General features: G+C 55.9%; 15 protein-coding genes. 10 read left to right on the top strand and 5 right to left on the bottom strand.

Features of this window, described 5'->3' with window-relative positions; genetic code table 11:
* Window positions 1-68: 68 nt before the first annotated feature.
* The 4 genes from QPM17_RS20930 to QPM17_RS20915 all read left to right on the top strand — a co-directional run bounded on the left by QPM17_RS20930 (window position 69) and on the right by QPM17_RS20915 (window position 2,055).
* Window positions 69-449 carry a DUF6152 family protein gene (locus QPM17_RS20930; RefSeq protein ID WP_285393555.1) on the top strand — a complete coding sequence of 127 codons (381 nt, stop codon included), beginning with the start codon at window positions 69-71 and terminating at the stop codon, window positions 447-449.
* 8 nt (window positions 450-457) lie between these two features.
* Window positions 458-943 carry a hypothetical protein gene (locus QPM17_RS20925; RefSeq protein ID WP_285393553.1) on the top strand — a complete coding sequence of 162 codons (486 nt, stop codon included), beginning with the start codon at window positions 458-460 and terminating at the stop codon, window positions 941-943.
* A gap of 129 nt (window positions 944-1,072) precedes the next feature.
* Window positions 1,073-1,552 (top strand): FKBP-type peptidyl-prolyl cis-trans isomerase, encoded by a 480-nt coding sequence (locus tag QPM17_RS20920; protein WP_285393551.1) that lies wholly within the window; start codon window positions 1,073-1,075, stop codon window positions 1,550-1,552.
* 155 nt (window positions 1,553-1,707) lie between these two features.
* Window positions 1,708-2,055, top strand: coding sequence for a c-type cytochrome (locus QPM17_RS20915; protein ID WP_285393549.1), 348 nt, complete (start codon window positions 1,708-1,710; stop codon window positions 2,053-2,055).
* A gap of 6 nt (window positions 2,056-2,061) precedes the next feature.
* Here QPM17_RS20915 and QPM17_RS20910 read toward each other — a convergent pair whose 3' ends face one another.
* On the bottom strand, window positions 2,062-3,054 hold the full coding sequence (locus tag QPM17_RS20910) for an MBL fold metallo-hydrolase (protein WP_285393548.1): 993 nt from the start codon (window positions 3,052-3,054) through the stop codon (window positions 2,062-2,064).
* An 82-nt stretch (window positions 3,055-3,136) separates the two neighbouring features.
* Here QPM17_RS20910 and QPM17_RS20905 point away from each other — a divergent pair, with 82 nt between their 5' ends.
* From QPM17_RS20905 to QPM17_RS20890, 4 genes are all read left to right on the top strand, one after another.
* Window positions 3,137-3,571: an SRPBCC family protein gene (locus QPM17_RS20905; RefSeq protein WP_285393546.1), complete on the top strand. Its 435-nt coding sequence runs from the start codon at window positions 3,137-3,139 to the stop codon at window positions 3,569-3,571.
* Window positions 3,572-3,674: 103 nt separating this feature from the next.
* A complete protein-coding gene (locus tag QPM17_RS20900) occupies window positions 3,675-4,148 on the top strand; it encodes a sll1863 family stress response protein (RefSeq protein WP_285393544.1) in 474 nt (157 codons plus the stop codon).
* A gap of 42 nt (window positions 4,149-4,190) precedes the next feature.
* A complete protein-coding gene (locus QPM17_RS20895) occupies window positions 4,191-4,646 on the top strand; it encodes a CopD family protein (RefSeq protein WP_285393542.1) in 456 nt (151 codons plus the stop codon).
* Window positions 4,647-4,735: 89 nt separating this feature from the next.
* Complete coding sequence (locus QPM17_RS20890; RefSeq protein WP_285393540.1) at window positions 4,736-5,593, top strand: ion transporter; 858 nt, start codon at window positions 4,736-4,738, stop codon at window positions 5,591-5,593.
* Between the two features lie 194 nt (window positions 5,594-5,787).
* On the opposite strand, the gene QPM17_RS20885 is transcribed toward QPM17_RS20890, so the two are convergent.
* Complete coding sequence (locus QPM17_RS20885; RefSeq protein WP_285393657.1) at window positions 5,788-6,090, bottom strand: 2OG-Fe(II) oxygenase; 303 nt, start codon at window positions 6,088-6,090, stop codon at window positions 5,788-5,790.
* A gap of 577 nt (window positions 6,091-6,667) precedes the next feature.
* Between QPM17_RS20885 and QPM17_RS20880 the strand changes: the two genes are divergently transcribed.
* The gene (locus QPM17_RS20880; protein WP_285393538.1) at window positions 6,668-8,053 is read left to right on the top strand and encodes an FAD-binding oxidoreductase; all 1,386 of its coding nucleotides are present in this window, start codon (window positions 6,668-6,670) and stop codon (window positions 8,051-8,053) included.
* Between the two features lie 55 nt (window positions 8,054-8,108).
* Window positions 8,109-8,900: a TIGR01458 family HAD-type hydrolase gene (locus tag QPM17_RS20875; protein ID WP_285393537.1), complete on the top strand. Its 792-nt coding sequence runs from the start codon at window positions 8,109-8,111 to the stop codon at window positions 8,898-8,900.
* Between the two features lie 25 nt (window positions 8,901-8,925).
* On the opposite strand, the gene QPM17_RS20870 is transcribed toward QPM17_RS20875, so the two are convergent.
* Genes QPM17_RS20870 through QPM17_RS20860 form a run of 3 tightly spaced genes read right to left on the bottom strand, consistent with a single transcriptional unit; the run spans window position 8,926 to window position 12,759 of the window.
* Window positions 8,926-10,467: an esterase/lipase family protein gene (locus QPM17_RS20870; protein WP_285393535.1), complete on the bottom strand. Its 1,542-nt coding sequence runs from the start codon at window positions 10,465-10,467 to the stop codon at window positions 8,926-8,928.
* 40 nt (window positions 10,468-10,507) lie between these two features.
* On the bottom strand, window positions 10,508-11,632 hold the full coding sequence (locus tag QPM17_RS20865) for a hypothetical protein (protein WP_285393533.1): 1,125 nt from the start codon (window positions 11,630-11,632) through the stop codon (window positions 10,508-10,510).
* Window positions 11,629-12,759: a hypothetical protein gene (locus tag QPM17_RS20860; RefSeq protein ID WP_285393531.1), complete on the bottom strand. Its 1,131-nt coding sequence runs from the start codon at window positions 12,757-12,759 to the stop codon at window positions 11,629-11,631. The genes QPM17_RS20865 and QPM17_RS20860 overlap by 4 nt, the downstream gene beginning before the upstream one ends.
* Between the last annotated feature and the right edge of the window lie 120 nt (window positions 12,760-12,879).

Raw genomic sequence — 12,879 nt, 5'->3', positions numbered from 1 at the left:
TCGAATATACTGAGCTACGGAATCCGTGGTTCGAGTATCCTGACAAACCCGCCACAAGAGGATTGGATATGCCTCACGTTCGTTTTTTCCATCTGCTCTGTTTTGCTGTTCTTGCTGCTTTTTTCGCGGCCTCCACCGCGCAGGCTCATCACGGTTGGGCCTGGGCAACCGACGAGGAATTTGAAATTACCGGTGTTATCCAGTCTGTGCGCCTTGGTAATCCCCATGGCGAGGTCACCATAAGCGTGGATGGCGAGGATTGGGTTGTGGAGGTTGGGCAGCCCTGGCGTAACGACCGAGTTGGGCTTACCAGAGAGATGTTGAGCCAGGATCGGGAGATTACTGTGCATGGTCATCGCTCCGCGAAAGAAGGTGAACGGCTGGTCAAGGCTGAGCGGGTTGTGATCGACGGGAAGGATTACGATCTGTATCCCGACCGTGAGTCCTGATCCCGGAGATGATTGAGCAAGCGCTGGTCTCCGTCGAGAATCTGGCTTTTGTCTCGGCCCTGCGCAATTCCACATTCATGTACCCGCTGGTAAACGCCGGGCATATTCTCGGGGTTTCGATGCTGGTCGGCGGCATTGTGCCACTGGATTTGCGTTTGCTGGGGTTCTGGCGCAACTACCCGGTGATGGTGTTTGTCGATGTGCTTCGAATTACATCGGCGATTGGTTTGGGGCTTGCGGTTTTCTGCGGTGCACTGTTATTCGCCACAGCGGCCGTGGATTACGCTGCATCGCCGTTGTTCCAGGCGAAGATTGTGCTCGTCCTCTTCGGTATCTTGAACGCGTTAATTCTGGGGCGGGTGTTTAAGCAAGGGGATATACGGAGCCTCCCAATGGAGGCTCCCATGCCTGTAGCCATGAGGGCTGGGGCTTTTCTGTCCCTGGCAGTCTGGATCAGTGTGCTGGTCATTGGCAGGCTGTTGGGTTACTTCTGAACTCGCGGTGCCGCCACTGGCTGCCGGCGAGGCGGATTCCAATCCATTCAACCCGTCTGCTTCTCTTCACCTGCATTCAACGCCGCAGCTGTTTACAATGTCGTACTTTTAACCATTGCAGAGAACCCTATGCCAATCGAAAAAAACCAGGTGGTCCTGTTTCACTACAGCGTCCGTGATGAACAAGGCAACATTGTTGAAGACTCCCATGGCGGCGAGCCAAACGCTTACCTGCATGGTCACGGCGGTATTATCAAGGGCCTGGAAGAGGCTCTGGAAGGTCAGGATGCGGGCGATACGTTCAGCGTCACCGTCGCTCCGGATAAAGCCTACGGCCCGCGCAAGGCCGACGCCATCCAGCGCGTGCCGATCAAGCACTTGATGGGTGCCAAGCGCTGGAAGCCGGGCATGATTGCCCAGGTGCAGACCGAGCAGGGCCCGCGCCATGTGGTTGTCGCCAAGGTGGGCCACAAGTTTGCCGATGTCGACACCAACCATCCGATGGCCGGTAGAACCCTGACCTTCGATATCGAAATTATCGACGTGCGCGCCGCCGATCCGGAAGAGTTATCGCACGGCCACGCCCATGGGCCGGGCGGTCATCATTGAGGGATCAGAAGGAAATCCGGGCAGGATTATTTTATCCGGGCACTTTGTGTGGTTGGCCATCCTGGTCTAAGTTTCAGATTGAGGTGTCGGAATCTTCCAAAACCGGTCGCATTCATCTCGCCTGAATCAATCAGGGTGACCAGAGAGGGATTGCTATGAAGTCTAAAATGTTACCCGCCATGCTGGTAGGCGTTCTCTGCCCGGGAATTGGATCAGCATTTGCCGACTCCCATGGCATGACCAGTATGCAGCTGGCTGAAGAAAAGAAGTGCACGGCTTGCCATGCCATTAAAGAAAGCGAAGCCATGGCGATAGCCCCATCTTTCCGGAGTATTGCGCAGAGGTACTCAATGGACGAATCTGATCGGCTGGTCCAGGTTGTGTTGACTGGCGGAGAGGGGCATTGGGGCAAGGCAGAAATGCCGGACATGGGGGTTCGCATGGACGTCAGCCAGGGAGAGGCTGAAAAGCTCGTGAAGTGGATTCTGGAGATGGAAGAGTAAAAAGTGTCACTGCGGCGACCACACCTCTCCATGTTGCATGATCCTGAATTCCGCTTCACTCATGTTTTGTCTCTCCAATGCCAGCCGCAGGCGCCGGGGTGGTTCGTCCATGGGTTCATCCGTTAGCACGAATGTGCCCCAGTGCATGGCTACCGACTGGCGGGCGCCAATATCCCGGTGGATCCTGACTGCCTCTTCCGGCGCTACGTGCACCGGGGCCATGAACCAGCGCGGGTCGTAGGCGCCGATGGGGAGCAGCGCCAGATCAATGGGTGCAAACAGCTCGCCAATGTCGCGAAACACCTTGCCATAACCGGTATCACCGCCGAAATAGAACCGAAAGCCGTCCACCTCCAGGAGCCAGCTACACCACAGCGAGGTATTGGTGTCTGTGGCGGTTCGTCCGCTGAAGTGCTGGGCCGGCAGGCAGAATACTTCGTTTCCTGCAGCCAGGGGCATCGATTGCCACCAGTCCAGTTCCACCAGATTGTGGATGCCGCGCTTTTCGAACCAGGGTCTTAACTCCATGGGAATACAGAAGCACAGATCAGCGCCAAAACGTCGGTGCAACTGGCGCACTGTTGCCTCGTCGAGATGGTCGTAGTGATTGTGGGAAATCAGTACCAGGTGGATCGGCGGCATTTCTGCTACCGTCAGGGCTGGCGGGGTGAACCGCTTGGGCCCGATCAACCGGAAGGGGCTGGCACGGTCCGACAACACCGGGTCGGTAAGCACGTTCAGGCCCCGATACTGGAACAGGAACGACGCATGCCCCAGCCAGACGAGTTGTGGCTCTGCTGGCGGATTCATCAGCACGTGGCCATCAGGGCGCAGCAGCGTGTAGCGTTTACCCTGTGGGAAGCGGCGGCCGGGGGCCAACTGCCAGCGCAGGAAATCCCCCAGGCCATGGTGGGGTATGCGCTCCAGGTTACGAAACCTGCCCCGGTGAAAATGGGGTTCTGCGGCAAGGGCGGCCAGGCGTTCACGGTCGATGGTCATGGATGGGGCATAGGTGATTGTTTTGGTGAAATGTCGGATCCAGTCTAGAGTACTACGTCCCGAGTGTGATTGAGGATTGACTATGTTTCGTATTCACGTTGAGCGGCTCCTCGCAAAGGACATCGACACTGTCTTTGAGGCTATTTCCGATCATGCTCGCTACGACCGCTTTCCGGGGGTCGACAAGTCCCTGCTCATTGAGAAAGGCAAGGATGAGAAGAGCGGCACAGGCGCCCTGAGGGTTATAGGAGCGGGGCGGCTGGAGCTGACCGAGCGCATTACACAGTTTGATAGACCAGACAGAATGCACTATCGCATTGAAAAATCGAAGCCTTTCTCCGTTCAGCATACCCGGGGCGAGATTGTTTTGCGGGCCGAGGGTGGGCAAACCAGAGTGACCTGGATTTCCGAAGGCCGTGTACAGGTTCCATTGCTCGGCCCGGTGATGGACCGGCTCGCTGAGCGTAGTTTTTCCAGGGCTTTCAGTTCCCTGCTCAAGGCTGTTGAGCGACTATAGGCTGAGGGGAAAGCCGAGGGATTCTTTAAAGGATCTGGCAAGAAGACTGTGAATATTCGAACGAACCAGATTTCCAATTTTGATTCAGAGGAGGTACCAGACCGTGAGATCCCCATTGCGATTAAAGGCCAGCGCCCTGCTGCTGGCCCTGGTGATGCCAATGGCCCCCGGGCACGCCGCGGAGGATGATGGTGATGTAACCGAGGAGTCGTTGCGCCAGGAAATGCAGAACCTTGATCAGGAACTGGCGGATTTCACCGCTGAGCGGCGGGAACGATTGATGACGGACATCGAGGATGTTCTCGACGACATCGATGCCCGTATTGCGACACTGAACAGTCGTCTGCGGGATAACTGGAATTCGGCCGACAGGTTGGAGCGGGCCCAGGCGCAGACCGCAGTGGCAGCGCTGCGGCGGGAGCGGTCACGGGTGACTGAATGGCTCCAGCGTATGCAGGACAGCACCAATTTTACCTGGGAGTCCATGAAGGATGGCTTCAACGATGCCTTCGATGATCTCTCTGAGGCCTGGCAGGGGGCGGAGCAGAAAGTCCGTCAGGCCGTCGAGGAGAATTGACAGGTCCCTGCACACGAAAATTATTGTAAGAGGAGTCGCTTTATGAGTCTGGCTATCGCACTGCATGTGCTTTCTGCCGTGATCTGGGTTGGCGGTATGTTTTTCGCCTATATGGCCATGCGGCCAGCGGTGGTTGAGGTGGTTGAAGCATCACAGCGTGGCGTACTCTGGTGTCACACTCTGTCCCGGTTTTTCAGGTGGGTTTGGGTTGCCGTGATCCTGTTGCTGGTGACCGGCTACTGGATGATCTTCAGTGTGTTCGGTGGCATGGCGGGTGCGGGCTGGCATATCCATGCCATGCAGGGGCTGGGGATTGTGATGATCCTGCTCTATTTTCACGTCTATTTTGCCCCCTTCCGGCGGCTGAAACAGGCCGTAGCCAACCAGGATCCCCAGGAAGGCGGGCTACAGGTGGGGCAGATCCGCAAGCTGGTGGGCACCAACCTGATTCTTGGGCTGATCGTGGTGGCGATCGGTGCCGGCGGGCGGTATCTGTAAGCCTGCCGAACCAATACGGCGAGATGCGGCCCCTAGTCAAGCGTAATCGCCGGGTTTTCACTGACGGTTAAAAGAGGCAGCTTAGTTACATGGGGACTATAAAACCTGGTGGCCTGGGAATTAAAACGCGCCTGTTCCAGGTCATTTTCGAATCAGATACCCGCCTGGCCAAGGGCTTCGATGTTTTCCTGGCTTTGCTGATATTCCTCAGCGTCGGGATTATTCTTCTGGACAGTGTTCCGGAATATCATGCCCGCTTCGGTGAGCTCTTTTATGTCATGGAGTGGGGCGTAACGCTGCTGTTTACCATTGAGCTGGCTCTGCGCATCTATTGCCTTGAGAAACCGAAGCTTTATCTGAAAAGCTTTTATGGTGTTATCGACGTTCTGGCCGTTCTGCCTACCTGGTTGGCACTGCTGTTCCCGGGTGCGCAGACTCTCGTCGTTGTGCGTCTGCTGCGTACCCTGCGTCTGTTCCGGGTACTGGAAATGATGACGTTAGTGGGCGAGGGTCGCCTTCTGATGGACGCTCTGATTCGAAGCCGGGACCAGATCCTGCTTTTTCTGTTCGCAGTGCTGTTGGTCGTGACCATCTTTTCTTCTTTGCTCTATCTCATTGAGCCGGCCGAAGCGGGTTTTACCAGTATCCCCAAATCCATCTACTGGGGGATCGTGACACTGACGACAGTGGGCTATGGCGATATAACACCGGTGACGCCCTGGGGACAGTTCATTTCCATGATGATCATGTTGACGGGCTATTCGATTATTGCGCTTCCCGTCGGCGTTTTTTCCGCGGAAGTGATTCGCGCCCTGCGTGCGGAGCGTTATTCCGAAGAAGCCTGCCCGGGCTGCGGTAAGCATCGACATGAAGTCGACGCCAGGTATTGTAAATACTGCGGCACCTGGCTTGATGAAGAGACTCCCGACCCCCGCAGTTCCGGATGACTCAGGGTGTAGACAGGTGGTTCGGAAGCCCATGCGGTGGTTGTGAAAATCAGGGCCGTGGCGATCAGTACCAAGAGCCTGTTCATGTGATTCTCCCTGTTTGATTAAAGCTACAGGCACTAAGACATCGTCGACAGCCGTTTGTTACACGGCAAAACCTGAAATGTGTCGATGGAAAGTGGTTTTTCCCTGGCTCAGCTTCGGGTCAGCGCAAAGCTCAACAACCACCGGTTCCCGCGTTCGATTTTTGATACCCGATGCTCGTAGAGATCCGGCCGGAAAAGATATAACCTTCCGAAAAGATTAAAAATATTCTTCTCGCAGATGAACTCGCCACCGGATCGGGGTTTGGCCAGAACACAGTTGAGTTTGTACAGCCGGCCTTCGGAAACCATGTCCACGTGGGGCACGACCTTGTGGCCCTCAGGGTACCGCACCAGGTAGACGTTCAGACGTTTGGAATGGAAGAGAACCCGGGCTTTCACGTTTGCAGGCATGGGAGAAGCGTTCGCTATTAAAAGGGACTCGGTCATCAGTTTGCGTGGTTGGAAGGGTGGCCGTCAAACAGGGACCGGATTCAAGGCATGTATTGCCGCGGAGGGAGCGCACTTCGCCCTCTGGCATTATCTCGTTGATACCTGCTTTCGCGTATCTCGCCAGAACCCGCTTGTCCCGCAATTCCTCGGGATCGCGTAAGGCGGAAGAATGATATTCAGTGATCGAAGATTCGATCCGCTCGACTTGTGGGATGACAGGGCGGTTGTGTCCACCGGTGGCGGCAATCAGCCAATGCCTCCGCCCACGATAACCAGATCAAGGTCTTGATTGGTGCTCTGAATCATCGGGTGCTCCTGCGAATGCGGTGGCATCCCGAAGAGGGTAGGGGTGATCGACGCATTGCGTTCAATTATTAAGCTACACCCTCCTGCCTCCCAGCGCCAATATTCCCGGTTTTCCTGACCAAAACCGGCTAACAGTTCCGCCATAGTCCTTAAACAGTCTAATAACTCGCTGGTGTTCCTGCTGAAACGGCGCAGGATAAAAAGTGGTGCCTTATGGGGCGAGGAGATGGCTATGACCAGGTTACAGCAAGGAACGATAGACACCTTCAGGGGGCAGCTCGGTGGCCCTGTGTTTGAGCCGGCAGACGCCGGGTATGACGAGGCGCGTCAGATCTGGAACGCCATGATCGACCGGAAGCCGGCCCTGATAGCCCAGTGCAACTCGGTGAAGGATGTGGTGGCGGCGGTCAACTTCGGGCGCAATCAGTCGATGCTGGTTTCGGTCAAGGGAGGCGGGCACAACATCGCGGGCAACGCGGTGTGCAACGATGGTCTGATGATTGATCTTTCGAAAATGAAGGACGTTGAAGTCGATGTCGAAAAACAGCGTGCGTACGTAGGGCCTGGCTGCACGTTGGCAGACTTTGATGCTGCAGCCCAATTGCATGGACTGGCAACACCGCTGGGTATCAATTCCACAACGGGTGTCGCGGGCCTGACCCTGGGTGGCGGGTTTGGCTGGCTCAGCCGGAAGCATGGTATGACCGTTGATAACCTGATCTCTGTGGACATGGTGACTGCCAACGGGCGCCAGACGCGCGCCAGCGCAACCGAGAATCCGGACCTGTTCTGGGGCACGCGGGGAGGTGGTGGCAACTTCGGGATTGTCACCCGGTTCGAGTTCCAGCTGCACCCGGTGGGGCCGGAGTTATTGAGTGGGCTGATGGTTTTTCCCTTCGACCAGGCCAAGTCGGTGGTGACGCAGTTCGCGCGTTTCACGGAAACCATGTCCGATGAGCTCAATGTGTGGCTGGTGATCCGCCATGCGCCACCGCTGCCCTTCCTGCCTGAATCGGTTCATGGCGAGCCGATCGTCGCCCTGGCGATTTGCTACGCCGGGGGCCCGGAAGTTGGCGAAAAGCTGATTGCGCCGCTGCGTTCATTCGGCCAGGCTCACGGAGAGCATGTGGGGGTTCAGCCATATGCCAGCTGGCAGCAGGCCTTCGACCCATTGTTGGCGGACGGTGCGCGGAATTACTGGAAGTCCCACAACTTTGTGAAGCTGACCGACGATGTAATCCGTGTTGCTCTGGAGTTCGGGGGCAAGCTGCCGTCGCCCGACTGTGAGATCTTTATTGCCTCAATTGGTGGCGAAACCGGCCGGGTGGCGGCTGATGCCATGGCCTATTCCAGTCGCGACGCAAACTATGTGATGAACGTGCATGGCCGCTGGGAAACGCCCGGGGAAGATGAGCATTGTCGCCAGTGGGCGCGCGCATTCTTTGAGGCCGCCAAACCTTATGCCAGCAGTGGTGCTTACATCAATTTTCTGTCGCACGATGAGACTGACCGGGTGGAGTTTGCCTACGGGGCGGCTTACAAGCGTCTGGTCGAGGTAAAACAGAAGTATGATCCGGAAAATCTGTTCCGGGTGAATCAGAACATTCGGCCTGGTTAAGAGCTAGACTGACAGAAAGTCTGATTCTCAGCCAACCAGAGGAGGCCAGAACGCGATGCCACAGCCCAGGGGACTCTGTATCGACATTTCCGGTGTTCTTCACGAAGACGGAGAGGCTGTCGCTGGCGCCCGGGAAGCCGTTGCGAGGGTGCGCGAGGCCAGCGTGTCCTGCCGTTTTCTCACAAACACATCCCGCAAGCCCTCTCGTGCTGTGCTGGAGCAGCTGCGCAAGCTGGGTTTCGAGGCTACTGAGGAGGAGGTGCTCACGGCACCAGCCGCTGTTGCGCGCCATCTGGACGCCCGGAATCTGAAACCCTGGCTGCTGGTGCATCCAGACATAGAGGTGGAATTCGAACCGGTACCTGCCTCGGATGCAGATGCGGTAGTAGTCTGTGACGCGGGCGAGCGCTTCGATTATCGCCGGCTGGACGAGGCCTTCGGTCTGCTGATGGAGGGTGCGCCGCTACTGGCGGTGGGCATGAACCGTTACTTCAGCAAATCCGATGGTCTGCATCTGGATGCCGGCCCCTTCATCCGGGCCCTGGAGTATGCGGCCGGGATAGAGGCTACTATTATTGGCAAGCCCGGCAAGGCGATGTTTCATGAGGCCTGTGACAGCATGGGGTTAGCGCCGGGTGATTGCCTGATGGTCGGCGACGATGTGGAAGCGGATATCGGCGGCGCCAGGGAAGCGGGGCTTGAGGCTGCGCTGGTGAGGACTGGTAAGTACCAGGAGGCTGACCGCGACCGGGCCGGGGAGCTGGGCGCTGGCGTTTTCGACGACATCTCCGCCGTGGTATCACACTGGTTCTCGGATGAGGAGAAGGAGCGCCCCGGCTGGCACTGAACCTCGTGGTTTTCAATGTTTCTGTTCACTCCCAGTCATCCACAGTCAACTCCAGGCTTCCTGCGAAACCCGGGCGGGCATTGGCAGCGGTTGCCAACGGAATGCTGATTTTCCATTGGCCATCTTCCTCGGATATCTCTGCACGATGTGGTGCATTGCCGATCCCGTCCTTGAGTGAAAGCCCGTAGCGGATGGTCTTGTCGCGAATTGCCAGGGTGATCTGTTCCTGAAACATGAACCCGTTGAAGTGCTCGTCGAACCAGAACTTACGGTTGATTTCGAACAGGGGAACCTGCACCCCGAAATCGATCGTGAACATAAGGGCCTGGTCTGAGGCCTTTCTTGCTGCTTCCGTGAGATATCCCGTGAACAGGTAGGCTGGTTTGTGATCCGTTACCAGGGAGTCATAACTGCGTAACAGGGCGGATGCGTGCGCATAACGTCGTTCATTCAGCACGTAATTCGGCCCCCCTCTAACACCAGTGACGGTATCAAAGTAATAAGAGCCCCTTACCTCAGCACCTTCGTCATGTTTTTTCTGGACACCCGGGGGGAGGTCCACCCGATTTACGCACAACGTGGCTTTGATACGCAGCGACCCAAACAGGAAGCGGCGCAGGTTCTGATAGCCGGACTCCGAATTAACAAGCCCGAAGTGCCCGGAGTGGCTGCGATACGCGACGGCGCGTGGCGCCTCCTTGACGTAGGCATTGGATATCATTACCAATCCATCGCTTGCCGGCCCTGTAACCTGCTTTGAGAGTTTGTAGAAGGCCTCGTAGTCCCTGTAATTGGAGCCGATAAAGCAGAAGCATCGCGAGGGATCGAAAGCACCATCCAGTTCATTGACTTCAACGGATTTGCTGCTGATCTTAAGATACTCGCGCATGCGGTCCCGGTCGAAATTCGACACATGAAAGCGATCCAGTGCGCCCAGGTCGGGAACGTTCATTCCCATTATTTCGATGCCGTTATGAGGTGTGCCGTAAGTGAACAGCTTGTCCACGTAATGTGGATTATCGGTACCGTGAGTCAGTTCCAGACCGGTGTCGTCCAGGCCATTCGGGGCGCCATGTCGGCAGATATTCTGCAGGTAGCAACGGCATACCAGCCCTCCCATTGAGTGCGCGACCAGGTGCACTTTGAAAGCATCCCTGCGAGCTTGATCGTCGCCGCAGGTTGCGTCGCGGACCCTGAGGATAAAGCGCCTGAGGTCCAGGGCGAACTGTTCCATGCTCACACGTTCACCATCCCCGAGCAGTTTGGAGGCGCGTTCATAGTAGCGGAACACCCAGACTGATCGTGAAGGGACGCTGCCGTGTCCTTCGATGTAGTCGCCGTTTTTAAACGCGTCGACGTATCCGTGATCTTTTATAAGTCGTAGCAAGGGAGATTCGAAGATGAAGCGCACTGGCTCGCGCTGATGGTTTTGCCGCAGCACGGTCGATCCGCGGTTGAAACCCATGTAAGGGTCGGCAGTAGTTTCGTCGATTTCTGACATGGTTGCCGCAAAACCACGGACATAGATGATGGGGTAGTAGGGCGCCTGCATATTCTTATCTGTCATGATCTTTCCCTCGAAAAAAACAAATAATTCCTGATGCGTTTCATCGGCCTGCATTTTTCAGACGGTTTACTCGTTTTTCGTAGTCACCCTTCCAGAGCTTCATTAAATTGATCCCCACCATGACTCCAAACTCGCCTTCGCCGTAGTAGTTGATACCCACTTCAAAGGTGTTATCGAACGTCAATAATGGGCCAGCGCCGACGGTGTTGATGCCGGGCCTGTCGGTGACGGTGACAGCGAGGGATGCGCCTGAAAGACTGGAAAGCCACGAGTCCCTGAACCAGCGGTTGGTGTCATCCCAGTAGTTGACTCCGACTATCTCTACATAGATTGTGGGGGCGAACCGATCGCCGTCCGTGGCGTTATCAATCCATTCAGCGCCGATAGAGGGGTGCATCAGAATTATCTGTTTCGGGGGTGGACGGCGAAATCCCTGGGCATAGGTGTCGTCGTAGCGATCGTGCCACCAGTCAGTGAAGGCAAGTTCCCAGGGCCAGAGCGGTTTGGATTCAAACAGGTAACGGTCCCAGGCTTCATCTTTTTCAGTAATTTGTTGCTGTAGGGTTGTCAGCGCACTTTCACTATTCAGCCGAGCTACGGCACGGGTGCTGCGCAGGGCCATGGTCAATGGCTCGACCGCCGCAAGTCCCTGGTTACACGATTCGGCGGATTCGCAGGATTCCTGTACCTGATCAACTAACGACATTGCTGGAATTTCCGGTGTTCCGGCACAGCCCGCCATTGTCGGGGCTTGCAGATCGGTTCGCGAGTTGACGCGGTTCAACCGCAGCCCGGCGCCCCAGAACCAGGTATTGTCTTTATAGGCAGCCACGTTACACACGTCGCCGGTCTGCTCAAACTTGCTCATATCTGCGGCAGCCAACTCAGCGCGCGTTTTCAGGTTATTGCTCAATACCTGCAGGCTGCGCTGTCCCGAGGATTCGTAAGTGCCAGCCAGTTCTTCGAAACTGGTGGCCTGTTGTCGCCAGAAGGCCAGTTGATCCGTTCGGGCCGGTGCAGTGTTGGCTGTCGGTTCGCCGAGCTGGCATTCCAGCACGCTACGGACGTCCGCTGGGGTCGCATCTTCAGGCAAGCAGTTGGCACTGGTAATCGAAGCGAATGCCAGCAAGAGCGTGAAGGCAAGTATCCGTTTAATGGTCATCACGACAGCTCCCCCAACAGGCCCTGAACGTCCTTCTTGTAGTTTCTGGCAAGTTCCAGGGCAGCGGTGATGCTCTGGATAAAGTCCTTCATGGTTGAGGTGTCGCCGATTCGCAGTTTTTCGAGTGCGGTCGCCATGGATTTGTAGTGGCTCAGCGGTGTCTGTGCATCGAACTGCTGTTTGGCGTCCTCAAAGACGTCTTTGGTTATTGCTGTGTACCCTTTAAGGCTGTTGAACAAAGGGATGTGGGCTCTTGGGTCCCGCAGATAGTGGTTGATGGAGTGGATATCCGTCGACGACAGTCGAGAAAGTTCGATGGGAACATAACAATGGCCATCGTCCGGATGAAGCCATTGGCTTGGAGGGCGGAACGGGCGGAACTGACCGACGGGGTCAAGCTTGTGATTGAGGTTGATCAGGGTTTGACAGATTGCCCCTGAGTCCCCGCCGGGTTTGAAGTTGGAGTTGATGTAAAAGCTTTCTTCATCGTTGGCCCTTGCCAGCGTAGAGCTTGCATTGGCAATCAGTGATATGGACTGGAACTTGAAATCGCCCTCCAGGGTATCTTTCGAGCCGTTCTGCTGGCCGATGCCCTCGTTGAACATTGCCTTGAGAGTCTTTTCAATGACGGACGTGCCCAATGAATGACCCAGAACTGAAAACGTTGCTTCTTTATCCTCTTTGCGTTCCCGGTTGATTATGTCAATACACTGTCGGCCCACATAAGTAATGACGGCATCGGTCACACTCGGGATTGTGTAAAATAGCAACAGATCCATGACATGGTTCCGTAGAAACTGCTTTCGATTGTTTTCCCCCTTTGTTTCCAGAGCTTTCTCGTGCAGTTCCTTGAAGAAATCAGCGCCTGACTTCATTAGTGGCGTCCTGGGCGCGAGCATCGAAAACTGCTTGAGCATGTCATCCCAGTTGTCCAGGATTCGGACAATAGCGTCGTCGTAATGAATGGAGTGGAGCTCGAGGTCGTCAATGGCGCCGAGAGTGGAATATTCAGCCCAGCACGCTTCGAACCGGTCCTTGAATGTCAGGCCATCGTCCTGCTCTTCGGAGGTGACCCAGTCGTTTGCGTGCAGACCTACACCGTGGACACAAAGTAGGTGATGTTTTGCCATGCCATGCAATCCTTGTGTTGCAATGGTACGAAGCAATACAACGGCACAGCGCAAAGCTCATGGGGAGGAAGCGTTTGTAATTTTCAGCTCTGTAAAAAATCTAGTGGGAGTTAGTGAAAA

The organism is Marinobacter azerbaijanicus, from assembly GCF_030250645.1.
GTDB classification, from domain to species: Bacteria; Pseudomonadota; Gammaproteobacteria; order Pseudomonadales; family Oleiphilaceae; genus Marinobacter; species Marinobacter azerbaijanicus.
This window is presented reverse-complemented; position numbering and strand designations above follow the sequence as displayed.